General features: G+C 69.5%; 25 protein-coding genes. 16 read left to right on the top strand and 9 right to left on the bottom strand.

The features are described from left to right. Positions 1-96 precede the first annotated feature (96 nt). Positions 97-1920, top strand: coding sequence for a bifunctional metallophosphatase/5'-nucleotidase (locus ABZ855_RS34015; protein WP_360813380.1), 1824 nt, complete (start codon positions 97-99; stop codon positions 1918-1920). A 73-nt stretch (positions 1921-1993) separates the two neighbouring features. On the opposite strand, the gene ABZ855_RS34020 is transcribed toward ABZ855_RS34015, so the two are convergent. Next, positions 1994-4156, bottom strand: a complete 2163-nt coding sequence (locus tag ABZ855_RS34020) for a pectinesterase family protein (protein WP_360813382.1) — start codon at positions 4154-4156, stop codon at positions 1994-1996. Positions 4157-4279: 123 nt separating this feature from the next. Between ABZ855_RS34020 and ABZ855_RS34025 the strand changes: the two genes are divergently transcribed. Then, positions 4280-5281 (top strand): helix-turn-helix domain-containing protein, encoded by a 1002-nt coding sequence (locus tag ABZ855_RS34025; RefSeq protein WP_360813384.1) that lies wholly within the window; start codon positions 4280-4282, stop codon positions 5279-5281. A 157-nt stretch (positions 5282-5438) separates the two neighbouring features. Here ABZ855_RS34025 and ABZ855_RS34030 read toward each other — a convergent pair whose 3' ends face one another. From ABZ855_RS34030 to ABZ855_RS34055, 6 genes are all read right to left on the bottom strand, one after another. Then, the gene (locus tag ABZ855_RS34030) at positions 5439-6896 is read right to left on the bottom strand and encodes a HAMP domain-containing sensor histidine kinase (protein ID WP_360813386.1); all 1458 of its coding nucleotides are present in this window, start codon (positions 6894-6896) and stop codon (positions 5439-5441) included. After that, positions 6893-7630 carry a response regulator transcription factor gene (locus ABZ855_RS34035; protein ID WP_360813388.1) on the bottom strand — a complete coding sequence of 246 codons (738 nt, stop codon included), beginning with the start codon at positions 7628-7630 and terminating at the stop codon, positions 6893-6895. Before ABZ855_RS34035 ends, ABZ855_RS34030 begins: the two co-directional genes overlap by 4 nt. Before the next feature lie 96 nt (positions 7631-7726). After that, positions 7727-7921 carry a hypothetical protein gene (locus tag ABZ855_RS34040; RefSeq protein WP_360813390.1) on the bottom strand — a complete coding sequence of 65 codons (195 nt, stop codon included), beginning with the start codon at positions 7919-7921 and terminating at the stop codon, positions 7727-7729. Positions 7922-7956: 35 nt separating this feature from the next. Further along, a complete protein-coding gene (locus tag ABZ855_RS34045; protein ID WP_360813392.1) occupies positions 7957-9321 on the bottom strand; it encodes a trypsin-like peptidase domain-containing protein in 1365 nt (454 codons plus the stop codon). 140 nt (positions 9322-9461) lie between these two features. Continuing rightward, positions 9462-10487: a LacI family DNA-binding transcriptional regulator gene (locus tag ABZ855_RS34050; RefSeq protein WP_360813394.1), complete on the bottom strand. Its 1026-nt coding sequence runs from the start codon at positions 10485-10487 to the stop codon at positions 9462-9464. A 107-nt stretch (positions 10488-10594) separates the two neighbouring features. Continuing rightward, positions 10595-11395 (bottom strand): response regulator transcription factor, encoded by an 801-nt coding sequence (locus ABZ855_RS34055; RefSeq protein WP_360813396.1) that lies wholly within the window; start codon positions 11393-11395, stop codon positions 10595-10597. Between the two features lie 260 nt (positions 11396-11655). Here ABZ855_RS34055 and ABZ855_RS34060 point away from each other — a divergent pair, with 260 nt between their 5' ends. The 9 genes from ABZ855_RS34060 (at position 11656) to ABZ855_RS34100 (ending at position 17246) form a co-directional block, all read left to right on the top strand. Beyond that, the gene (locus tag ABZ855_RS34060; RefSeq protein ID WP_360813398.1) at positions 11656-12603 is read left to right on the top strand and encodes an alpha/beta fold hydrolase; all 948 of its coding nucleotides are present in this window, start codon (positions 11656-11658) and stop codon (positions 12601-12603) included. A 72-nt stretch (positions 12604-12675) separates the two neighbouring features. Further along, a complete protein-coding gene (locus ABZ855_RS34065; protein WP_319208560.1) occupies positions 12676-12930 on the top strand; it encodes a MoaD/ThiS family protein in 255 nt (84 codons plus the stop codon). 10 nt (positions 12931-12940) lie between these two features. Further along, entirely contained in the window at positions 12941-14044 is a 1104-nt protein-coding gene (locus tag ABZ855_RS34070) for a hypothetical protein (protein ID WP_360813400.1), read from the top strand. 139 nt (positions 14045-14183) lie between these two features. Further along, positions 14184-14927, top strand: coding sequence for a DUF2993 domain-containing protein (locus ABZ855_RS34075; RefSeq protein WP_360813402.1), 744 nt, complete (start codon positions 14184-14186; stop codon positions 14925-14927). A gap of 237 nt (positions 14928-15164) precedes the next feature. Next, positions 15165-15245, top strand: coding sequence for an Ms5788A family Cys-rich leader peptide (locus ABZ855_RS34080; protein WP_351335063.1), 81 nt, complete (start codon positions 15165-15167; stop codon positions 15243-15245). A gap of 182 nt (positions 15246-15427) precedes the next feature. Then, positions 15428-16267 carry a sulfurtransferase gene (locus ABZ855_RS34085; RefSeq protein WP_360813404.1) on the top strand — a complete coding sequence of 280 codons (840 nt, stop codon included), beginning with the start codon at positions 15428-15430 and terminating at the stop codon, positions 16265-16267. Between the two features lie 63 nt (positions 16268-16330). Continuing rightward, a complete protein-coding gene (locus ABZ855_RS34090; RefSeq protein WP_319208566.1) occupies positions 16331-16618 on the top strand; it encodes a DUF1416 domain-containing protein in 288 nt (95 codons plus the stop codon). Positions 16619-16713: 95 nt separating this feature from the next. Further along, entirely contained in the window at positions 16714-16971 is a 258-nt protein-coding gene (locus ABZ855_RS34095; protein ID WP_360813406.1) for a DUF3099 domain-containing protein, read from the top strand. A gap of 17 nt (positions 16972-16988) precedes the next feature. Next, positions 16989-17246 carry a hypothetical protein gene (locus ABZ855_RS34100; RefSeq protein WP_360813408.1) on the top strand — a complete coding sequence of 86 codons (258 nt, stop codon included), beginning with the start codon at positions 16989-16991 and terminating at the stop codon, positions 17244-17246. 29 nt (positions 17247-17275) lie between these two features. Here the strand turns inward: ABZ855_RS34100 and ABZ855_RS34105 are convergent, their stop codons facing one another. Next, the gene (locus ABZ855_RS34105; protein WP_360813410.1) at positions 17276-17671 is read right to left on the bottom strand and encodes a hypothetical protein; all 396 of its coding nucleotides are present in this window, start codon (positions 17669-17671) and stop codon (positions 17276-17278) included. A 174-nt stretch (positions 17672-17845) separates the two neighbouring features. Between ABZ855_RS34105 and ABZ855_RS34110 the strand changes: the two genes are divergently transcribed. Next, complete coding sequence (locus tag ABZ855_RS34110; protein WP_360813577.1) at positions 17846-18688, top strand: helix-turn-helix transcriptional regulator; 843 nt, start codon at positions 17846-17848, stop codon at positions 18686-18688. Continuing rightward, positions 18670-18876, top strand: coding sequence for a DUF397 domain-containing protein (locus ABZ855_RS34115; protein WP_360813412.1), 207 nt, complete (start codon positions 18670-18672; stop codon positions 18874-18876). The genes ABZ855_RS34110 and ABZ855_RS34115 overlap by 19 nt, the downstream gene beginning before the upstream one ends. On the opposite strand, the gene ABZ855_RS34120 is transcribed toward ABZ855_RS34115, so the two are convergent. Continuing rightward, positions 18870-19232, bottom strand: a complete 363-nt coding sequence (locus ABZ855_RS34120; RefSeq protein WP_360813414.1) for a DsrE family protein — start codon at positions 19230-19232, stop codon at positions 18870-18872. The two genes, ABZ855_RS34115 and ABZ855_RS34120, sit on opposite strands and share 7 nt — an antisense overlap. Before the next feature lie 113 nt (positions 19233-19345). Between ABZ855_RS34120 and ABZ855_RS34125 the strand changes: the two genes are divergently transcribed. From ABZ855_RS34125 to ABZ855_RS34135, 3 genes are read left to right on the top strand one after another with little or no spacing between them, the layout of a single operon-like run. Further along, positions 19346-20098, top strand: coding sequence for a hypothetical protein (locus tag ABZ855_RS34125; protein ID WP_360813416.1), 753 nt, complete (start codon positions 19346-19348; stop codon positions 20096-20098). Beyond that, on the top strand, positions 20095-20946 hold the full coding sequence (locus ABZ855_RS34130) for a hypothetical protein (protein ID WP_360813418.1): 852 nt from the start codon (positions 20095-20097) through the stop codon (positions 20944-20946). Before ABZ855_RS34125 ends, ABZ855_RS34130 begins: the two co-directional genes overlap by 4 nt. Continuing rightward, positions 20943-21824 carry a hypothetical protein gene (locus tag ABZ855_RS34135; RefSeq protein WP_360813420.1) on the top strand — a complete coding sequence of 294 codons (882 nt, stop codon included), beginning with the start codon at positions 20943-20945 and terminating at the stop codon, positions 21822-21824. The genes ABZ855_RS34130 and ABZ855_RS34135 overlap by 4 nt, the downstream gene beginning before the upstream one ends. Positions 21825-21911: the final 87 nt, after the last annotated feature.

Here is a 21911-nt window from a genome sequence, read left to right on the forward strand (position 1 = left end):
CCTAGGCTGCGCCGGGACGGGCTGAATTCTCACCCTCTTCTTAAGAGTTCACCCTCTTCTTATGTCTTCCTCACCTCGCGAACCTCAGGGGGGCACATGCCAGCCACACCCCAGCCGTACCACCGCCGCAGACGCCGTACGCGCGCGCTGATCGCCGGCGCCGCCGGGCTCGTCACGGTCGGCGCTCTCGCCGCCGCCGCTCTGCCGGCCAGCGCCGGCGACAGCTCGGCCAAGCCCGGCGGCCACAGCCACGGCAAGCCGAGCCGCTACCAGGACGTGCAGTTGCTGTCCTTCAACGACCTGCACGGCAACCTGGAGCCGCCGTCCGGCTCCTCCGGCCGGGTCACCGAGATCCAGGCGGACGGTACGACGAAGACGATCGACGCGGGCGGTGTCGAGTACCTCGCCACGCACCTGCGCGAGGCGCGCGGGGACAACCCGTACTCGATCACGGCGGCCGGCGGCGACATGGTCGGCGCCTCCCCGCTGATCTCGGGCCTCTTCCACGACGAGCCCACCATCGAGGCGCTCAACGGCCTCGACCTCGACGTCACTTCGGTCGGCAACCACGAGTTCGACGAGGGCGCCAGGGAACTGGCCCGCCTGCAGAACGGCGGCTGCCACCCCACCGACGGCTGCTACGTCAAGGGCAAGAAGTTCAAGGGCGCCGACTTCCCCTACCTCGCGGCGAACGTGCTCGACGCGAAGACCAAGAAGCCGATCCTCAAGCCCTACTGGGTGTGGAAGCACAACGGCGTCAAGATCGGCTTCATCGGCGTGACCCTGGAGGACACCCCCGGTGTCGTCTCCGCCGAGGGAGTGAAGGGCCTCAAGTTCAAGGACGAGGTCGAGACGATCAACAAGTACGCCAAGGAACTGGACAAGCAGGGCGTCAAGTCGGTCGTCGCGCTGATCCACGAGGGCGGTCTGCCGGCCTCCGGCTCGTACAACTACGACTGTGACGCGGCGGGCGCCGGCTCCGGGATCTCCGGTCCGATCGTCGACATCGCGAAGAACATCACCCCGAAGGTCGACGCGCTGGTCACCGGCCACACGCACGCCGCGTACGCCTGCACCATCCCGGACCCCTCGGGCAAGCCGCGCACGGTCACCTCGGCCGCGTCCTTCGGCCGCCTCTACACGGACACCACGCTGACGTACGACCGCTGGACGGGTGACATCGCCCGTACGGCCGTCCGCTCCGCGAACCACGTGGTCACCCGGACCGTCGCCAAGGCCCCGGACATGACCGACCTGATCAACCGCTGGAACACCCTCGCGGCGCCCATCGGCAACCGCGCCATCGGCTACATCTCCGGCGACATCCCCAGCACCGGCACCGAATCCCCGATGGGCGACCTCATCGCCGACGCGCAACTGGCGTACGGCAAGAAGCTCGACCCGGAGACCGACCTCGCGCTGATGAACCCGGGCGGTATCCGCGCGGGGCTCACCTTCGCGGCGAAGGGCGCCGAGGGCGACGGTGTCGTCACCTACGCCGAGGGCTTCACGGTCCAGCCGTTCTCCAACACGGTCAACCTCCAGAACTTCACCGGCGCCCAGCTGATCTCCGTACTCCAGGAGCAGGTGAGCGGTGGCAACACGGCCTCGCCGAAGGTGCTTCAGGTGTCCTCGGGGCTCACCTACACGCTCGACATGACGAAGACGGGCGCGGCTCGCGTGGTCGTCGACTCGGTCAAGCTGGGCGGAGTGGCGATCGACCCGGCCGCCACCTACCGCGTCGCGACGAACAGCTTCCTCGCGGGCGGCGGCGACGGCTTCCCGACGCTGGGCCAGGGCACGAACGACCTGGTCGGCGCGGACGACCTCGCGGCGCTGGCGGACTACCTGACCGCCAACTCCACGCCCACGACACCGATCGCGCCGCCGGCGGCGAAGCGGATCACGATCGTTCAGTAGCAGGGATTCCATAGCGGGTAAACGCAGTACGAAGGGCCCAAGGCTTGCGCCTTGGGCCCTTCGCGTTTCCGGGTCAGCCGGCCGTCGGGGTCCAGTCGCCCAGCCAGTCGGCGATCTCCTGGTTGGCCGCCTGGGCGTCGGTCAGGATCGGGCGGTCGCTGCTCGCGGCGCCCGCGCCCGCGCCGGTGTTCTTGTACTCGGCGAAGCGGTCTTCCTTCCAGGAGAAGCCGCCCATGTCCGACCAGGGGGTGGTCCTGATCGCCGCGCTCAGCGACGTGTTGCGGATCGTGGCCTGCGGGTCGAGGGTCGCGTCTCCGCCCGCGTGCCAGTTGCGGCCGAGGTAGAAGCTGCGGTCGGCGACGTCACCGTTCACCGTGGAGTTGGCGATGAGGATGCCCTTGCGGTTCGCGGCGGTGCTGGGAGCCACGACATAGCCCGCCGAAGTGCCGTTCCAGCGCTTCTTCAGGGTGATGACGGACTTGTCGATCACGGCGGTGGCCCGCCCGAAGATGAAGTCGGTGTTGCCGACGACGTACGAGTTGGTCATGTAGACGCGGCCCAGCTTGTCCTTGGACGGGGTGTCCACCAGCAGGGTGTCCTGGTCGCCGCTGACGATGACGCCGTCGAGGAACACCTTGTCGGCGGAGGTGCGCAGGGCGACCGCCTGCTGGGCGATGTCCTGGTGCGCGGCCTCGTCGAAGTCGTTGGAGATGGTCAGGTTGCGGGCCTGGAAGTCGTCCGCCTCGACGGCGACCGTGGCGCTGCCGCCGGTGCCGTACGTGCCGGAACCGTCGGGCTTCGGCGTACCCGACGCGTTGTTGAAGACGATTGTGGTGTCCTTGCGGCTGGCCCCGCTGCCCTGGATGGTGACGTGCGGCTTGTTGGAGGGGACCTTGACCAGCTCGCGGTACGTGCCCGGCTTGACCGAGATGACCACGCGGGAGGGGTTGTTCGCCGGTACGGCGTTCACCGCGGCCTGCACGGTCCGGTACTGGCCGGAACCGTCGGCGGCGACGGTGAGGGTCGTGGCGGCGGCGGACGTGGTGGTCGCGGTCCCGCTGGCCGTACTGGTCGCGGTCCCACTGGCCGCTTTCGCGACCGAACTGCGGGGACCCGCCCCGGACTTGAGCAGCGCCGGTACATCGGCCGCCTTGTCGAGCGTGTAGGCGTAGTACGTCTTCGGGTCCCAGGCCGCGCCCGAGCCCCCGCTCTCGTTCTTGCCCGTCGTCCCCGAGAAGACGTTGCCGCGCTGGACGAGGGTGGCGGTGGCGTCCCGGACGACGGGGTTGGTCATGCCCTGGAAGTACGAGTTCTCCAGGACCATGTTCGTCTTGCCGCGCGAGTAGTTGCCGTACGAGGACTTGATGGTGGTCCCCGCCTCGTCCTCCAGGTAGTTGTTGTAGAGGTGCGCGTGGGCCACGTTGTCGGTGGAGGGGTTGCGCTGCTCGGTCTCGCGGATCCAGTTGTGGTGGATCGTGATGTCGGCGGTGATGTTCTCGGTCCAGCCGATGCCGAAGGCCTTGTTCTCCTGGCTCAGCTTGTTCCAGGAGACGGTCAGGTAGGTGGTGTCCTTGCGGCTGTCGATGAGACCGTCGGCCATGTGCCGCAGATCGTTGTGGTCGATCCACACGTGGTGGGCGCCGTCCATCTGGATGGCGTCGAAGTCGTGTTCCTTGTCGTTCCAGACACCCTGGTAGGCGTCCCGGATGGTGAGGTTCCGGATAATGACGTTGTGGACGCCCTGCCCGAGGAAGAACCCGCCGCCGACGATGTGCCCGGAGGTCCCGGAGCCGATGATGGTCTTGTCGGAGGCGACCTTGATCTCCTTGCCGACCGGGTTCATGTCGATGGTGGCGGCGACGACGATGATGTACGGCTCGGCGGCGGTCGCGTACTTCTCCAGGTCGGCGAGCGTCTTCACGGTGACCGTCTGGCCGCCCCGGCCGCCGTAAGTCCCGTTCTGACCAAGGGCGTTGACGGACGCGAAGCCATTGGCGACGTCCGTGACACCGGCGAGCGCGGAGGAAGCGGCTTTGGCCGAGGTGGTTGCGGTGGCGGTGGCGGCGGAAGCCTTGGGCTGCGCATCCGCGCCGAACACCCCCAGGACACCTCCGTAGGCCATGGCCCCGGCGGAGGCGAGCGCCAGCGGGACACCGGCGAACAGGGCGGTCTTGCGGCGGCGGTGACGGTTGCCACTACGGCTGCGGCTGCCGGGCTTGCTGCGGGTTTCGCTCACGGCTGCTTCCGTTCGAGTGAGGGGTTAACTGGAGGGGGAACCACGTCACTTGGCAGTCGCCGCCGTGGGGGGAAAGGTTGCCGTGCCGAGAAGTCGAAGAACGGGGAGCGGAAAGGAAACGGAATGATCGGGACGGTGTTCCGTACGGCGGACGTGCCTGCGGGAGACAGATTCGACTACTGGCAGGAACTGGTCGGCCGGACGCGCTCCAGCGCGCTCGTCAGCGAGCACGCCGCCGAATTCTGGGCGGAGCAGCGGCTGTTGGAGCTGGGCCCGGTCGTCGTGAGCCAGCTGTCGTTCAAGCCGACGCGCTACCGGCGGACCGCGAAAATGGTGCGCCAGGCCGACCCCGAGTTCTACCACCTGACGCTGCTGATGGACGGCGGCCTGGCACTCGACCACGTCGGGCAGGCCAGCACGTTCACCGCACGTGACCTGCACCTGGCCGACAGCTCCCAGCCGTACGACGTCAGATCGGCGGACGACCGGCAGGGCGGACTCGTCACCGGCATGGCCGTGGACTTCCCCAAGTCGCTGCTGCCCCTGCCACCGCACCGCGTACGGGAGTTGCTGGGCCGGCGGCTGCCCGGCCAGGAGGGGGTCGGCGCACTCCTGGCGGACTTCGTCGTCGGCCTGGAACGCCAGTCCGGCACCCTGCAGCCCTCCGACGCGCCCCGCCTCGGCACGGTCGTCCTCGACCTCATGTCGGCCTGGTTCGCCCAACTCCTCGAAGCGGAAGCCGCGTTGTCACCGGAGAGCCGGGGCAGGGCGATGGCACAGCGCGTCCAGGACTTCATCCGGCAGAACCTGCACGACCCCGAACTGACCCCGCCCGTCATAGCCGCCGCCCACAACATCTCGCTCAGCTATCTGCACCGCATCTTCCAGCAGCAGACCCAGGGCGAACCGGTCGCCGCGTGGATCCGCCGCAGGCGGCTGGAAAACGCCCACCGGGACCTGTCGAACCCGGCCCTGCTCGGTACGCCGATCCACACGATCGCGGCCCGCTGGGGCTACCCCAGGGCCTCCGACTTCACCCGCGCGTTCCGATCGGCGTACGGGATCTCACCCCGGGACCACCGGCAGCGGACGTTGTCCGAAGTGAAGGCGGCTGGCCGGAAGTAGACGCAGTGCCAAGAAACTGTGCACCGGCTGCGAACGACAACAGCGTGGCGCCAGGGCATTGTTGTTCCCGCAACGGGGGAACACCTCGGACGCGGAGCTGACCGACCCGATCTGCTCAGCTCCGCGTCCGAGGAAACCCGGTATCACCGGTCACCGGTCATGACCGCTCAGGCTCCCCCGTCATCGCGTCCGGCGGCGGAACAGCCGCCCCCGGCAGCCGTACCGTGGCCACCGTGCCGCCGCCCGCCGCGCGGGCCAGCGTGACCTCACCGCCCGCCTGTTGCACCGTACGGGCCACGATGGACAGGCCCAGGCCGGAGCCCGGCAGTGCTCGTGCGCTCGGGGAGCGCCAGAAGCGGTCGAAGACGTGGGGGATCTCGTCGGCGGGGATTCCGGGGCCGTGGTCGCGGACCGTGAGGACACCGGACGTGAGCCCCACCTCGATCGTGCCGCCCTCGGGGCTGAACTTCACCGCGTTGTCCAGGATGTTGACCACCGCCCGCTCCAGCGCGGTGGGCTCCGCCCGGACGAACCAGGGCTGGATGTCCGCGGTGATCGTCAGCTCGGGGCCCCTCAGGCGGGCCCGGCGCAGCGCAGATTCGACGGTGTCCTGCAGGGAGACCACCTGGACGCGCTCTCCCTGCTGGCCCTCCGGCCGGGACAGCTCCTGCAAGTCGCCTATCAGGGCGGCCAGTTCGGTCATCTGCGCCTTCACCGAGGCGAGCAGCGCCTTGCGGTCGGCCTCGGGGATCGGGCGGCCCGTCTCCTCGCTGCGGGTGAGGAGTTCGATGTTGGTGCGGAGGGAGGTGAGGGGGGTGCGGAGTTCGTGACCGGCGTCGGCGATCAACTGCTGTTGCAGCTCACGGGAGTTGGCGAGAGCGGAGGTCATGGAGTTGAAGGAACGGGAGAGGCGGGCGACCTCGTCGTCACTCTCGTCCTCGACGGGGATACGAACGGTCAGGTCATCGGTACGGGCCACGTGCTCGACGGCCTCGGTGAGCTTGTCGACGGGCCGGAGGGCAGCACGGGCCACCGCGAGCCCGGCGGCGCCGGCGCCGAGCACTCCGACTCCGGAGACGAGAAGGAGGATCAGGGCAAGCTCGTTGAGAGTGGACTGGGTGCCGTGGAGGGGGGTCGCGACGAGGACGGCGACTCGCTGTCCGTCGGAGGAGTCCACGCCGAGGAACACCGACAGCACGCGTACGGAGTTGCCGTCCTCGTCGTTCCCGTTGCGGAAGATGTGCTGGCCGGACTCCGTCGCGTCCGTGATCAGGTCCCGGTCGCTGTCGGTCACCCGGACCGTGCCCTTGGAGAACGGGGTGACGCAGGGATCGCCCTTGACCTTGATGAGCTGGACGTAACTGTTCGGGACGGGCCCCCGGCTGTCGTTCTGCTGCGGGGTCTGGGAGCACTCGTTGAGCACCTGATTGAGGATGCCCGGCCTGTTCACCATCTGCTGCAGATCGTTGTTGACCTGCTCGTACAGTTTCCCCTGCACGATGAACCAACAGGCCACCGAGACCGCGCCCACCGCGAACGCCACCGCCGCGGCCACCAGCAACGCCAGCCGGGACCGGATCGGAAGGGACTGGTACCGGCGTACCACCCGGTTCATTCCGCGCCCCCCTGTCGAAGCACGTACCCCACGCCCCTCACCGTGTGGACCAGGCGCGGCTCGCCGCCCGCCTCCGTCTTGCGGCGCAGGTACATCACGTACACGTCGAGGGAGTTGGAGGACGGCTCGAAGTCGAAGCCCCAGACCGCCTTCAGGATCTGTTCCCGGGTGAGGACCTGGCGCGGGTGGGCCAGGAACATCTCCAGGAGGGTGAACTCCGTGCGGGTCAGTTCCACTGCCCGGCCGCCCCGCGTCACCTCGCGGGTCGCGAGGTCCATGCGCAGGTCGGCGAAGGTCAGGGACTCGTCGTCGGGAAGGTTGCCGGCGACGGCCGCCGCCGCGTAGGAGCTGCGGCGCAGCAGGGCCCGTACGCGGGCGAAGAGTTCGTCGAGTTCGAAGGGCTTGACCAGGTAGTCGTCGGCTCCCGCGTCCAGGCCCGTCACCCGGTCGCCGACCGTGTCGCGGGCGGTCAGCATCAGGATGGGCGTGGTCGTGCCCGCGCCGCGCATGCGTCGGGCCGCCGTGAGTCCGTCCATCCTGGGCATCTGGATGTCGAGGACGACCAGGTCGGGCTGGTACGCGGTCGCCTTCTCCAGCGCGTCCGCGCCGTCGACCGCGACCTCCGTGTCGTACCCCTCGAAGGCGAGGCTGCGCTGGAGTGCTTCGCGCACCGCCGGCTCGTCGTCGACGATCAGGATGCGCTGGGGGTCACGGTCGCCTTCGGCGGGGCTCATGGTCGTGGATTCCTCGGGTGCGGTGGGACGTGCCGGGTGGCCTCAGCCTCGCACGTTTCCGGTCTGCTGCGGAGAGAGTGATCGCTGCTGCGGCGATCAGCCGCGCGGGGTTCGGCGGCTGTGTGCCGTCGCCCTGCGGCCGGCAACCGCCGCGCGCTTGACCGTCGCGATCTCCGGCGCCCGGGTCGTCGGCGGGTGCAGGGCGTAGGCCACGCCGAGGGCGAGGTCCAGGGAGGCCGGGCCGGTGGCCGCCGTACCGCCGGGCAGCTGGTGCGAAACCTGGTTGATCATGACGTACCCCTCTGTCTCTGCTGCTGGTGACTGTCTCAGTCGGTGGAGCCCGAGCGCAGGGTCGCCAGGTCGGACTTGACGGTGTTGATCGGGATGGCGAAGCCGAGCCCCGCGCTGCCCGCGTCCGACGAGGACGAACTCGCCGAGTACATCGCGGAGTTGATGCCGATGATGTTGCCGTTCATGTCGATGAGCGCGCCGCCGGAGTTGCCGGGGTTGAGGGACGCGTCCGTCTGGAGGGCCTTGTAGGTCGTGGTGGACGAACCGGTGTCACCGTTGAACTGCCTGCCGCCGAACTCGAACGGCCAGCCGCCGCCGTCGCCGCCGCCCTGCCACTGCTGCTGGCCCTGGTCCTGGCTCTGGTCCTGGCCGCCCTCCGTGGCGACGGTGACGTCACGGTTGAGCGCGGACACGATGCCGCTGGTGACCGTGCCGGTCAGCCCCTCGGGGGAGCCGATCGCCACGACCTGGTCGCCGACCTGGACGCCGGCGGAGTTGCCGAGGGTCGCGACCTTCAGGCCGGAGGCGTTCTCCAGCTTGATGAGGGCCAGGTCCTTCTTGCTGTCGGTGCCGACGACCTTCGCGGTGTACGTCTTGCCGTCGCTCGTCGACACCTTGATCGACGAGGCGCCCGCGATGACGTGGTTGTTGGTGATGATCTCGCCGTCGGACGTGATGATCACGCCGGAGCCGGTCGACGAACCCGCGTTCGAGGTCGCGTTGATCTCGACGATGCTGGGGCTGACGGCGGCGGCGACCCCGGAGACCGTGCCCTTGGCGCTCGACGGCACCACGTTGGTGCTGGTGCTGCTGGAGGTGACGGCGGTGTCCGAGTTGGTCAGCTCCTGGATGCCGTACGCCGTGCCGCCGCCTATCGCCGCGGCGACGATCGCCACGGCGGCGAGAAGAGCGAAGGGGCCCTTGGCCCGCTTCTTGCGCGCGCCGGGAACGCCGGGGACGGCGGCGTGTGCCCCGCCGATCGGTCCACCGGGGCCGCCGGGGCCGCCGGGGGCACCCGGGGCGCCGGGCGCGGCCGGGGCGCCGGCGAACATCGTCGCGGTGGCCGCGGGCTGCTGCTGCGGAGCCTGGGAGGCCTGCGCGGCCTGCGGGTTGTGGGGGGCCTGCGGCGCCTGGGGGGCGTGAGAGCCCTGCGGGTTGTGGGAGGCATGCGGGGCTTGCGCGGCCTGCGCGGCCTGGGCGGCCTGCGGGGCCTGCGTGACCCGCGGAGCGTTCTGCTCCTCGTACGCGGGTTGCTGGACCGTCGGCGGCTCGTGCGCCGGCGGGGGCGGCCACTCCGGGTTCACGGGAGAGGAGGCAACGGGCTGCTGGGGGTACGCGGACTGCGGCTCGTGGCCCTGGGGGGTCTCGTACTCGCCGCTGCGGCGGAAGCTCTCGGTCATGGAAGAGAGCTTGGCCCCCCATGATGAGAGCTGGCTGAGTGCTCGCTGAGAAGCCCGGCAGAAGCTCGTTCGCCCGATATAAGGACGGCCGGTGCGCCGATGAGAGCGGGATGAGAGACCCGCTCAGCGGAGATGAGCGGCTATTCGCAGCCGCAGGAACGCCGGGTCACCAGCCGGGACGGGAACTGCTTCAGCCGCTCGCGGCGCGAGCCCGCCACCCGTACCCCGTCGTCGAGGACCAGGTCGACGGCCGCGCGGGCCATGGCCGAGCGGTCGGAGGCGACGGTGGTGAGGGGCGGGTCCGCCAGCGACGCTTCCTTGATGTCGTCGAAGCCGGCCACCGCCAGCTCGCCGGGAACGTCGATCCGCAGCTCGCGCGCCGCCCGCAGCAGGCCGATGGCCTGGTCGTCGGTGGAGCAGAAGATGGCCGGGGGGCGGGTGCTCGGGTCGGCGAGGATCTCCAGGGCGGCCTTGTAGGCGTCGTACCGGTTGTAGAGGACCTCGAAGAGGCGGCCCTCCGTGGAGACACCGGCCTCGTCCATCGCGCGCCGCCAGCCCTGGACGTGGTCCGAGACCGGGTCGCCGACCGCCGGGGTCTCGGCGACGCCGCCGATACAGGCCACGTACTCGTAGCCGTGCTCCAGCAGGTGGCGGACGGCGAGGTGGGCGCCGCCGAGGTCGTCCGTGACGACGGCGACGTCGTCGATGGCCTCGGGGCGTTCGTGCAGGAGGACCACCCGGGCGTCCCAGGCCTCGATCTCCGCCGCCGCGTTGTCGTTGAGGGCGTGGCTGACGAGGATCAGCCCGGAGACCCGCATACCGAGGAAGGCCCGCAGATAGTGGACCTCGCGCTCGGCGATGTAGTCGGAGTTGCCGACCAGCACCATTTTTCCGCGCTCGGACGCGGCCTGTTCGACCGCGTGCGCCATCTCCCCGAAGAAGGGCTGGCGCGCGTCCGGCACGATCAGGCCTATGAGGTCCGTGCGCCGCGACGCCATCGCCTGGGCCACCCGGTCGGGCCGGTAGCTCAGCTCCTTGATTGCGGCGAGGACACGCTCGCGCGTGGCCGGGGCAACCGGCCGGGGTCCGTTGTTGATGACATAGCTGACGACGGCGGTGGAGGTTCCCGCCAGCCGAGCCACATCATCCCTAGTCACCTTGGCCACCCACGGAGTCTACGCGGATGGACCCGCTCTGGGCAGGGGCGCAGGAAGCCCGTTCCACCTGCCCGGAGCGCGCACAGTGCCGTGCGCCGTCACCCGCGTACCGTGGGTTACGCCTCCGCGCTGACCTCGGACGACTCCGCGACCGCGTCCAGGGCCGCCGTATCGCCCGTAACGCCCGCATCGTCCGGCTTCGCGAGGGCCGCCTTGGCCTTCGCCTCGTCGGTCGCGCGCTCGCCCTTCTCCGGCGTAACGAATCGATAACCGACGTTCCGGACGGTCCCGATCAGCGCCTCGTGCTCGGGCCCGAGCTTCGCGCGCAGCCGTCGTACGTGCACGTCGACCGTGCGGGTGCCACCGAAGTAGTCGTAGCCCCAGACCTCCTGGAGCAGCTGGGCGCGCGTGAAGACGCGGCCCGGGTGCTGGGCCAGGTACTTCAGCAGCTCGAACTCCTTGAAGGTGAGGTCGAGGACCCGGCCCTTCAGCTTCGCGCTGTACGTCGCCTCGTCGACCGACAGGTCGCCGTTGCGGATCTCCATGGGGGAGTCGTCGTTGACGATCTGCTGGCGGCCCATGGCCAGGCGCAGCCGCGCCTCGACCTCGGCAGGGCCTGCGGTGTCCAGCAGAACATCGTCGATGCCCCAGTCGGCGGTGACGGCCGCGAGGCCGCCCTCGGTGACGACGAGGATCAGCGGACAGCCGGGCCCGGTGGAGCGCAGGAGCTGGCACAGGCTGCGCACCTGGGGCAGATCCCGCCGGCCGTCGATCAGGATGACGTCGGCACCGGGGGTGTCGACGAGAGCGGGTCCCTCCGCCGGAGCCACGCGCACGTTGTGCAGCAGCAGGCCGAGAGCGGGAAGCACCTCCGTCGACGGCTGGAGGGCATTGGTCAGCAGGAGAAGTGAACTCATCGCGTCCCACCTACCCGGATCGTCGTCGCCACACGGTCGTGCACAAGGTCGTTCTCGGTTCGCTCGCCCATAACGTCTGGTTCCTCCTCGGTCCCTGCGAGGACGTCTGCGGCACTGCTGTGCGATCCGGCCCGGCGTACACCTGCGGTTTCCCACAGCGTTCGGCTGCGTGTAACCCGCTTCGTATACAGCGGCCCCGAAAGCACAAAAGGACTCGGGGGCTGCGCTGCCCGAGTCCTCTGCCCAGCACAATAGCCCACATGAGCACTGGTCCGGCAGGTCATGTGACGCGATCTTTCATCGTCCCGAACTCTGAGACGGCCACTCGCGCCCCTCTGCGCAGGTTTCTGACCACCGACGACGGGGTGACGATCGATGCCGTATACGAGCCGGGAGGCGTTGTATACGACGGATCCGGCGACCGATCCGACGCCTCGACGCCATCTTCCGATCATCTTGTGTTCGTCGTGGCCCACGGCTTCACCGGGGACGCGGACCGGCCGCACGTTCGACGGGTGGCGGAGGTGTTCGCGCAGTACGGGGCAGTGCTGACGTTCTCCTTCCGGGGCCATGGGGCGTCGGGCGGACGCTCGACGGTCGGCGACCGCGAGGTCCTCGATCTGGCCGCCGCCGTCCGCTGGGCACGTGAGCTCGGGCACACCCGGGTGGCGACGGTCGGATTCTCGATGGGCGGTTCGGTGGTCCTGCGCCACGCGGCGCTCCACGGCGGTCCCGGCCGGCGGGAGCACAGGGGGCGCACGGAGGCGGCGCCGAACGCGCACGCGGTGGAAGCGGTGGACGCGGTGCACGCGGTGGACGAGGTGGACGCGGTGGTTTCGGTCAGCGCGCCTGCCCGCTGGTACTACCGGGGTACGGCCCCCATGCGACGCGTGCACTGGCTGGTGACCCGTCCCGAGGGCCGACTGGTGGGCCGCTACGGACTCCGGACGAGGATCCACGACCAGGACTGGAACCCGGTGCCGCTGTCTCCCGTGGAGGCCGTGCCGCGGATAGCGCCGACCCCGCTGCTGATCGTGCACGGCGACCGGGACGGCTACTTCCCGGTGGACCACCCCCGGATGCTCGCGGCAGCGGCCGGCGACGCGGGCGAACTGTGGTTGGAGCCAGGCATGGGCCACGCCGAGCACGCGGCGGACAACGGGCTGTTACGCCGGATCGGGGACTGGGCGGTCTCCCGGGCGGGCTAGCCTTGGGCGGTGTCACAGGCAGTCGACTGCCGGTTGACGCCGATTGACCGCCGACCGATCGAGGAAGCAGAGATGGCAAAGGTCACGGTGCGCTACTGGGCCGCCGCGAAGGCCGCGGCCGGGACCGCCGAGGAGCCGTACGACGCGGCCACCCTCGCCGAGGCGCTCGACCAGGTCCGCGAGCGACACCCCGGCGAACTCGACCGCGTCCTGCGCCGATGCTCGTTCCTCATCGACGGTGACCCCGTGGGCACCCGCGAACATGAGACGGTACGGCTGGCCGAGGGCGGCACGGTCGAGGTGCTCCCACCGTTCGCAGGAGGGTGAGCGCAGCACTATGAGCAACCAGCAGCCGTATGGGCAGCAGTACGGCGGATCGTACGAGGGCCAGGGCTACGACCCGTACCAGCACCAGCACCAGCAGCACCAGCAGCAACAGCAGTACGAGGGACAGCAGCCCCACACCCCTGCGCAGCCCTGGCCGGGTCAGCAGCAGGCGCAGCCGTACGAGGACCCGCAGGAGCAGCAGCAGTACACGCAGCAGTGGCAGGGCCAGACCTGGGAGACCCAGATGCAGGCCCCGGTGACCACACCCCCGCCGGCCCCGGAGCCCCCGTACCTGCCACCCCAGCAAGCTGCCCCGGACGCCGGATACGGTCCCGCCACCATCGCCGGCAACTCCCGGGTCACCGACGCGCAGCGGGCCCGCCTGGAGGGACGCTCGCCGATCATCGAGCCCGGCATCCAGCCCGCCGCCCTCACGGCCGTCCTGGGTCTCCTGCTCTCCGGTACGGCGGCCATCGGGTCGTACGCCCTTGTCGTGCCGCTGGTGATCCTGCAGGCGGTCACGGCGGCCGGCTGGTTCCGGCTGAACGGGATGTGGCCGGCCCGCCAGGGCATCGCCCTCGCCTTCGCGGGCGCGGTGACGGCCGACATCGCCCTGCTGGCGGCGGGCCGCGAGAACGCCCCGGCGGCGATCCTGGGCACGCTGGGGGTCTGGGTACTACTCACCCTCGTCCTGCAACTCCGCTCCCACGCGGACGCGGACACCCGGATGTCGGGCCTGATGGCCACGGTCGCCTCGGCGGCACTGGCGATCATCGCGACCGGCTACCTGGCGGCGGACCCGGACGCGGTGACGGTCGGCGCGGCGGCGGTCGCCGCGGCCATCCTGGCCCGCGCACTCCCCTTGCCGACCCCTGCCTCGGTGGTGGTCGCCCTGCTGGCGGCCGCAGGAGCCGGAATCGCGGCAGGCGGAATGACGGACCTGGGCACGAAGGGCGCGCTGCTCGGCGCCTCGGCGGGAGTCTGCGCCCTGATCGGCCACCGGGTGGCGAGCTACGACTACCCGTCAAGGTTCGTCCACTTCACAGCGGGAGTGGCCCTACCGCTGGCGGCGGCAGCACCGGCGGTGTACTTGGTGGGCCGGGCCCTGATCTAACCCCCAGCCCGTCCGGCGTTTGAGGACGAGGCCCGTTCAGGGCCGTAGGGGGGTCTGGGGGCGCAGCCCCCAGGGACAGGATGGGACGGGTAGGGGCGGCGGGGGCGAGAACACAGCGACCCCGGGTACCGTCACGAACATGCGTGCACTCCGAATACTCCTCATAGCCGCCGTCGTTCTCGGCGGCCTCTTCGTGCTGGCCGACCGCCTCGCCGTCGGCTTCGCGGAGGACGAGGTCGCGGACCGCCTCAAGACCAGCGAGGGCCTGACCACCACCCCGGACGTCTCGATCAACGGCTTCCCCTTCCTCACCCAGCTCGCCGGCGGCGAACTGGACGACGTCAAGGTCGGCATCAAGGACTACGAGGCCAACACGGGCCCCTCCGGCCAGGGCATCCGCATCGACGACCTGAACGCCCAGATGCGCGAGGTCGAGTTCACCGGCGACTACAGCTCGGCCACCGCGGCCACCGCCACCGGCAGCGCGACCATCACGTACTCGGAACTGCTGAAGGCGGCCAAGTCGGCGGAGTCGGGGCCCGTGCAGGTGGCCCCTGGTGTGACCGCCTCGGTCGTGGGACTGTCGGACGGCGGCAACGGCAAGATCAAGGTGACCGTGGACGCGACGGTGAACGGCGAGAAGCTGGCACAGCCGGTGTCAGTCCTCGGCACGGTCTCGGTCGCGGGCGACACGGTGAAGGTGAGCGCGGACACTCCGCCCAACTTCGGCGTCGAACTCGCCGACGGCACGACGCGCGTGGTGACGGACTTCGAACAGAAGATCGACGGCCTCCCTGGCGGTATCAAGCTGGACGCGGTCGAGGTGGCGAAGTCGGGTGTGGACATCAAGGTGAAGGGTTCGAACGTGAGCCTCGCGGGGTAGCTGGGACCAGGGGACGGCGGGGCGGGAGCCCGGGACCCGGGGGCGAACAGTGCGTCCAACTGGCGAGACGGCACCGTCCGTACCGCAGATGAACAGCCGACGCACCCCGCCTCCCGGCCCATCACCACCCACGCGCAACCACCTCCCCCTCCCCCCGATCTCACATCGCGGACGATCGCATCTCAGCATGCGACACACCGGTGACATCCCCGGCAATCCGTCCCTACGATCGACGCTATGCAGCGACAGGCGGATCTCACGAAGCGGCGGGCAGTAGACCTGTGCCGCGTCGCCGCCATGCTCTGTCGCCCTTTCTGAGCGGGAGCGCGCGGCGTCCAGCAGCGCATCCCTCCCGCGTCCCCCCGGCGCCCTGTCCCCAGGGCCCTCGTGCGCGCGTCGTAGCAGGCCTGACCGCACACGACCGGGTACGACCGACACGTACCCCCTCTGCTCACGCACCACGCAGCACCCCGCCGCAACTGCCCCGGAGGAGAAACAGCATGAGCCGCAGCGACGTCCTGGTAGACGCCGACTGGGTCGAGGCCAACCTCGACAACGCCGACATCGCCATCGTCGAGGTGGACGAGGACACGTCCGCCTACGAGAAGAACCACATCCGCAACGCCATCCGGATCGACTGGACCAAGGACCTCCAGGACCCGGTCCGCCGTGACTTCATCGACCAGGAGGGCTTCGAGAAGCTTCTCTCGGCGAAGGGCATCGGCAACGACACCCTCGTGGTGCTGTACGGCGGCAACAACAACTGGTTCGCCTCGTACGCCTACTGGTACTTCAAGCTGTACGGCCACGACAGCGTCAAGCTGCTCGACGGCGGCCGCAAGAAGTGGGAGCTGGACGCCCGCGAGCTGGTGGAAGAGGTTCCCTCGCGTCCCGCCACCGACTACAAGGCCAAGCCGCAGAACACCGCGATCCGCGCCTTCCGCGACGACGTCGTGGCGGCCATCGGCTCGCAGAACCTGGTCGACGTCCGTTCGCCCGACGAGTTCAGCGGCAAGCTGCTCGCCCCGGCCCACCTCCCGCAGGAGCAGTCGCAGCGTCCGGGCCACGTCCCGTCCGCCCGCAACATCCCGTGGTCGAAGAACGCCAACGACGACGGCACCTTCAAGTCGGACGACGAGCTCAAGGAGCTCTACGCCGAGGAGCAGGTCGACCTCGCCAAGGACACCATCGCGTACTGCCGCATCGGCGAGCGCTCGGCCCTGACCTGGTTCGTCCTGCACGAGCTGCTCGGCGTGGAGAACGTCAAGAACTACGACGGCTCCTGGACCGAGTACGGCAGCCTCGTCGGCGTCCCGATCGAGCTCGGCGCCAACAAGTAAGAGACCCCAGCCCAACCCGACCGGCCTTCCTTCCGGTCAGACCCTCTGAATCTGGAGAAAGACATGTGTGGAGCGAAGGCCGGCGGCCCGGACGCCTCGACGATCAAGCCCGGTGAGACCACGATCCAGGGTCAGGTGACCCGCGACGGCGAGCCGGTGGTCGGATACGTCCGCCTCCTGGACTCGACAGGCGAGTTCACCGCCGAGGTCCCGACCTCGGCGACCGGACAGTTCCGCTTCTACGCGGCCGAGGGCACCTGGACCGTCCGCGCCCTGGTCCCGGGCGGCACGGCGGACCGCACGGTCGTCGCGGAGACGGGCGGCCTCGCGGAGGTCGCGATCGCCGTCTGACGACGGGCACAGCTCGACGAAGGGCCGTTCTCCTGGGGTCACCTCAGGAGTACGGCCCTTCGCCGTGTACGGGCCTACGGATCTACCCTGGACGTATGTACGCACGTCGCCGGCACGTGTATTTCGCCATGATGGGCACCTGCATCGCCCTCTTCGTCCTGGCCTGGAGCGTCGTACGCCTCTGGTCGATGCCGGTGGCGGTCGGGATGTGCGTGGTGGCGATGGTGATCCCGCCCCTGGCGGCGATCGTCGCCAACCGCCGAGGCCCGGACGACCGCTGGTGGGACGACCCGTCCGGCGACGCCAAGTCGGACGAGTGGTGGGACGAGCTGGACGGCAAGAAGCGGTGGTAGCGGCAGAGGGGGTCCCCGTGGGACGTGCGAGAGCGTCCGCCGTCACGCTGGACGCGCATGACGCGCACGAACTGGCCGGCTTCTACCTCCGCCTTCTCGACTACGAGATCCGCCGCGAGGAACCCGACTGGGTCCTCATCGGCCCCCCGCCCGGCATCGAGGGCATCTCCCTCGCCTTCGAGACGGAACGGGCATACATCCCACCGGTCTGGCCCACCCGGAACCCCGGGGACCAGCAGAGCCACCCGCTCTGCCTGTGGACGGAAGCGGGCTGAACCTCATCGCGCGGGCCGGGGGTCGCAGGTCACGCGCCGTGCGCCGCACGGTGGTGCCTGCGCATCAGGACGTCGGCGTCGGTCTCCGCGCTGGCGTCCGATGCCGCTTGCGCGGCCCTCCGCAGCGCGGCCACTTCGGCGCACGTCTCACAGTCGGCGACCGGTAGCGGTGGTCGGTCCAGCGCCGCGTAACCCCAAGTGGCGCGTCCCGCACGCTCGTTGGCCGCGCGTACGCCGGCGCTGAGCCGCTGCTCGGGCGTGGCCACGCGGAGTGAGGCCGGGGCTGCCTGCCACTCGCGGCCACCCCCGACGGGGCGCAGCAGCGCGTACGGGCCGACGGTGGCCTGGTACTCGCCCACTCTGTCCGTCGCCGGGTCGTGGAGCAGCGTGCCGGGCTCGAAGGATGTCGTGGGCTCGGTTGTCATGAGACCCGTTCCTTTCATCCAACTTCTATACGGAATGCGGTGTTTGTACTACTCTGCGTATTCGGGTTCAGGGTGAGCATGGCCCATCCGCGCCGCCAAAACGCCGATGACCAGCGGTTGTTCGGCGCGCGGAGCCGCAAATTCCATAAATTCCACGGGCAGGAGTGCGATGCGATGCCGTCGAGAAGGGTGATCACGGGGCGAAGCCAGGAACCCAGGCGACGGTTTGCGGAGGAGTTGCGGTTACTCCGCCAGGAGCGGGGGGAGAGCCTGCGGCAGCTCGCGGAAACGCTGGGGTGGGACGCGTCGCTGTTCGGCAAGCTGGAGAGCGGGGCGACGCTGGGGAGCCCTGAGGTGGCTCAGGCGCTGGATCAGCATTATGGGACGGGTGGGTTGCTGCTCACCTTGTGGGAACTGGCGGTTGGGGACCCGACGCAGTTCAAGGAGCAGTATCGGCGGTACATGACGCTGGAGGCCGAGGCGGTGAGCCTCTGGCATTACGCCGTGAGTAGGCCGCCGGGATTTCTCCAGACGGACGCATACGCCCGTGAGGCGCTCGCGGCAGGCGGTATCAAGGGGGAGGAGCTGGACCAGCAGGTCGAAGCGCGCGCAGGGCGACGGAAGTTGCTGGAAGGCGATGACTCTCCGCCGTTCCGTGTCGTTCTCTCCGAGGCGGTGCTGCGCACGTCGCTGCGCGACTCACGTGAATGGCGGGAGCAGTTGGAGTTCCTGGCGGAGGCTGCGGATCATCCGAACATCACGCTTCATGTATTGCCGTTCAGCGCCGGTCCACACGGTCTGGTGAGCACAGACGTGATGTTTCTGCGGCTGTTGGACGGCCGTACCGTGGCCTACGCCGAGAACGACGTACGAGGTGAACTGATCGAGGAAACCAGCCGGGTTGAGCGTCTGCAACGGACATATGATGCGGTACGTGACCTGGCGCTGTCCCTGGCCGAGTCGCGGATATTCGTCCTGCGGATGTTGGAGGAAGTGCCGTGCGAGCCATCGACCTGAGCAGCCTGACATGGCGTAAGAGCAGCTACAGCAACTCGGACGGCGGCCAGTGCATCGAGGTCGCCTCCAACCTCCCCTCCCTCGTCCCCGTCCGGGACAGCAAAGACCCCAACCGTGGCGCCCTCCTCATTGAGGCCGGCGCCTGGACGGTCTTCGTCGGCGCTGTCAGGGACACCTCGCTTCAGTAGACGAGGGCCTGCGTCCCCTCTGCCATCGCCTCCTGTACGAACACCTGCGCGCCTGCGATCCGTACGCCCTCGATGACGTCCTTCTCGGTGATGTCACGCCGGGCCGCGCACTGTGTGCACAGGGTCAGGCGCCCAGCGGAAAGCACCGAGTCGATCAGGTCGGGCAGTGGCGCCGCGTGCGGCAGCTCGAACTCGGCGGCCCGGCCGGGCAGCGCGAACCACGCAGACTCCCCGGTGAGCCACAACGACACCTCGACCCCGCTGGCCACGGCCACCGCCGCCACCGTGAACGCCTGCGAGCAGCGCTCGGGGGCGTCGGCCCCCGCGGTCACCTTGATCACGAGCTTCTTTGCCATGGCCGCATGGTAGGCCGGACGGTAGTCCAAATCGTAATCAACTCCCCTACAACTCTGTGTGTTGACCATGGGTCTCCTGTGCGCGCGGATACGGAATCCGTGCGTTGCGTTGTGTGGGGGACATCTTGGAAGTACCGCAGTTATCAGACGTACCAGCGCGTCAGCGCGGTGGTCGCACCACTCTGCTGATCGCCTCGGCCGCCGTACTCGGCCTCCTCGCCGGCGCCTGCGCCGGTTACCTCGTACAGGCTGACCGCGAGCCCACCGCGTTGCCCCCGATCTCGCAGGACGTGCTCGCGCAGGCCGAGGGGGAAGGGCCGGAGCCGTTGTCCGCGGCGCAGGACCGGCGGGTGAGGACCGGCGGTGATCTGCGGAAGCTGCTGCTGAGGAAGCCGGCTGGGGCGAAGGAGTCCGACCGGCTTGAAGGCACCGACGGCTGGCTGGACATCGCGGCATACTCCGACGACTTCACCGAGGCGGGCGAGAAGTTCATCGACCTCGTCAACAAGGAGTTTCGCCGGGCAGCCGTCGTGGGTTGGGAGATCGGCGGCTCGCACAGAGTGGAGATCCGGCTGGTCCAGTTTCGGCAGGAGGACAGCAAGGCTGCCGCCGAGTCCAGCTCCAGTCATCAGGACTGGGCGGAAAGCGGTACCAGCGTCGACAGCTGGGCCATCCCCGGCACCGGTGACGGCATGGCCTACGTCCACACCCGGCCGTACACCGAGCCCGGATACGTCACGCAGTACGCGGCCGAGGCACATGCCCGGCGCGGGGATGTCGCGATGGAGATCTGGGTCCACGACACCAAGCCGATCGCCGGGAAGACGATCCTGGATCTGGCGGAACGGCAGATGGAGCGGCTGTGAGTGACCACGAGACACAGGAGCACGACAAGCGCGAGTCCGATCCTCAAGCAGCGGAACCAGTCGCGCAGGTCGTCGCGCCGGTCGCCGCGCAGGCGGGGAAGCCGGCGCGACGCGGGCGCGTCGCCGCCGTCACAGCCTGCGTGCTGCTGGCCGGGGCGCTGGTCGCGGGTGTGGCTTACACGGTGGTGACCGTGCGGGGCGCGGACCGGGACGCGGGGGCTCCGACCTGGAAGTTCCCGCAGGTCAAGGCTGAGGAGGAGAAGGTGACCGCCCGGCCGGGACTCGCGGGCGTGCTCGTGCCCTACAGCGGCGACAGTTGGTCCGAGGGCCCCGACCTCGCGGAGTTCGGCTCCGACGCGCAACTCGGCGGCGCCCAGGCCACCGCTCTGCGGAAGGAGGCGGTGCGTGGCCTGCCCCGAGCTCAGCGCAAGCAGTTGGAGAAGGCGATCGACCGCCAGCGCATCAAGGGCATGGCAATGCGCAGCTACTACAGCCAGGAGTCGCACGGATACCGCAGCGACAACATGTACGCCGTGAGCATCGTGCTCTCCCAGATGGAGAACAGGGCCGCCGTACGCGCGAGCTCGACAGCGCAGAACAGGTTCCTGGCCTCGCTGGACGTCTTCAGCGATGTCCCGAAGATCAAGGGGTACGAGAAAACCGCCGGATGCTTCCGGCTGCCGGGGGACGACGAGGAAGCCCTCGACATGATGCTCTGCTCCGCCTACGTGGGCGACGTCCTGGTCTCCGTCACGGCGTACGGGCCGAGCCCCATGGTCACCGAGGGCGTCACGACGCTGCTGCGCACTCAACTCGACCGCATCACTGAGCCGGGGGAAGCGGTATGACCGAGCAGCCGAACGTCATGGACAACCCGGGGCACGCTGAAAACGCTCCGGCCGTCGCCGAAGGAACACCCCTCGGCGCGGCACAGCCTGTCCCCGAGGCACCGCCGGTGGGCAAGGACCGGCGGGTTCTGTCCGCCGTCCTGCGCTGGACCCTGGCTCTCGGCGTCTTCGCCGCGACCGCGACCGCGACGGCGTACGGGATCGCGGGCCTGGAACGTACGGACCTGCCGGGACTGGCAACGGAGTCCGACGGCCGCTGGGTCTTCCCCCGGCTCACCAAGCCGCCGCTGCCCTCCGCCAGCCCGGGGCCCTTCGCCGAGGGCAACGCCGTGGGCGCGCACTACGCCGATCTGCGAGCCCTCGTCGTGCCCGCGCCCGAGGGAGCGAAGGAGGACAAGGCACTGCGTGGCTCGGACGGCTGGCTGACGGCGAAGGAGTACCTGGCGGAGTACCCGGTGAAGGAGGAGCGGGACGAGCTCGGGCAGAAACTCGTCGACACCGGTCTGCGGCACATCGCGGCCCGCGGCTGGACCACTCCGGACGGCACTCGGACCCGCGTCTATCTGCTTCAGTTCGATACGGCGAACGTCGTGGAGACGGAGTTCGCCAGCGACGCCGTCGCGTACACCAGCCCGCGCTACCAGGTGAAGGGTGCCACCGAAACTCTCTACGACGAGGACTTCCCCGAGGCGGCCGCCGTCGCGCAGGTCTCTCGCACGGCCTACGTCGAGGCGAAGCCGTACGGTGCCGAGCAGGACCGCCAGGCCTACCTCTCCGCGGGGGACGTCTACGCGGTGATCCTCCAGTCCAGGAAGGGCACGGCGGAGGCGGTCCCGTTCCAGCAGACGGTGGTCCTGCAGAGCCAGCTGCTCGGCTGAGACATGTCGACCAGGACCGTGGCGTTCGAACCGACCTGGGCGAGAGCTCCGGGCCCCGGCCGACTAGAGTGGGGCCCGGTCCCCGTA

Origin of the sequence: Streptomyces sp. NPDC047042 (assembly GCF_040644035.1) — a bacterium.
Classification (GTDB): Bacteria; Actinomycetota; Actinomycetes; order Streptomycetales; family Streptomycetaceae; genus Streptomyces.

Coding starts and splice junctions, on each gene's coding strand:
- ABZ855_RS34045 (WP_360813392.1), bottom strand. CDS start 9,321: ATGACCGAGAGCTTCCGCCGCAGCGGCGAGTACGAGACCCCCCAGGGC.
- ABZ855_RS34120 (WP_360813414.1), bottom strand. CDS start 19,232: ATGGCAAAGAAGCTCGTGATCAAGGTGACCGCGGGGGCCGACGCCCCC.
- ABZ855_RS34110 (WP_360813577.1), top strand. CDS start 17,846: ATGCCGTCGAGAAGGGTGATCACGGGGCGAAGCCAGGAACCCAGGCGA.
- ABZ855_RS34030 (WP_360813386.1), bottom strand. CDS start 6,896: ATGAACCGGGTGGTACGCCGGTACCAGTCCCTTCCGATCCGGTCCCGG.
- ABZ855_RS34065 (WP_319208560.1), top strand. CDS start 12,676: ATGGCAAAGGTCACGGTGCGCTACTGGGCCGCCGCGAAGGCCGCGGCC.
- ABZ855_RS34015 (WP_360813380.1), top strand. CDS start 97: ATGCCAGCCACACCCCAGCCGTACCACCGCCGCAGACGCCGTACGCGC.
- ABZ855_RS34035 (WP_360813388.1), bottom strand. CDS start 7,630: ATGAGCCCCGCCGAAGGCGACCGTGACCCCCAGCGCATCCTGATCGTC.
- ABZ855_RS34075 (WP_360813402.1), top strand. CDS start 14,184: ATGCGTGCACTCCGAATACTCCTCATAGCCGCCGTCGTTCTCGGCGGC.
- ABZ855_RS34095 (WP_360813406.1), top strand. CDS start 16,714: ATGTACGCACGTCGCCGGCACGTGTATTTCGCCATGATGGGCACCTGC.
- ABZ855_RS34040 (WP_360813390.1), bottom strand. CDS start 7,921: ATGATCAACCAGGTTTCGCACCAGCTGCCCGGCGGTACGGCGGCCACC.
- ABZ855_RS34070 (WP_360813400.1), top strand. CDS start 12,941: ATGAGCAACCAGCAGCCGTATGGGCAGCAGTACGGCGGATCGTACGAG.
- ABZ855_RS34025 (WP_360813384.1), top strand. CDS start 4,280: ATGATCGGGACGGTGTTCCGTACGGCGGACGTGCCTGCGGGAGACAGA.
- ABZ855_RS34060 (WP_360813398.1), top strand. CDS start 11,656: ATGAGCACTGGTCCGGCAGGTCATGTGACGCGATCTTTCATCGTCCCG.
- ABZ855_RS34135 (WP_360813420.1), top strand. CDS start 20,943: ATGACCGAGCAGCCGAACGTCATGGACAACCCGGGGCACGCTGAAAAC.
- ABZ855_RS34085 (WP_360813404.1), top strand. CDS start 15,428: ATGAGCCGCAGCGACGTCCTGGTAGACGCCGACTGGGTCGAGGCCAAC.
- ABZ855_RS34080 (WP_351335063.1), top strand. CDS start 15,165: ATGCAGCGACAGGCGGATCTCACGAAGCGGCGGGCAGTAGACCTGTGC.
- ABZ855_RS34090 (WP_319208566.1), top strand. CDS start 16,331: ATGTGTGGAGCGAAGGCCGGCGGCCCGGACGCCTCGACGATCAAGCCC.
- ABZ855_RS34055 (WP_360813396.1), bottom strand. CDS start 11,395: ATGAGTTCACTTCTCCTGCTGACCAATGCCCTCCAGCCGTCGACGGAG.
- ABZ855_RS34105 (WP_360813410.1), bottom strand. CDS start 17,671: ATGACAACCGAGCCCACGACATCCTTCGAGCCCGGCACGCTGCTCCAC.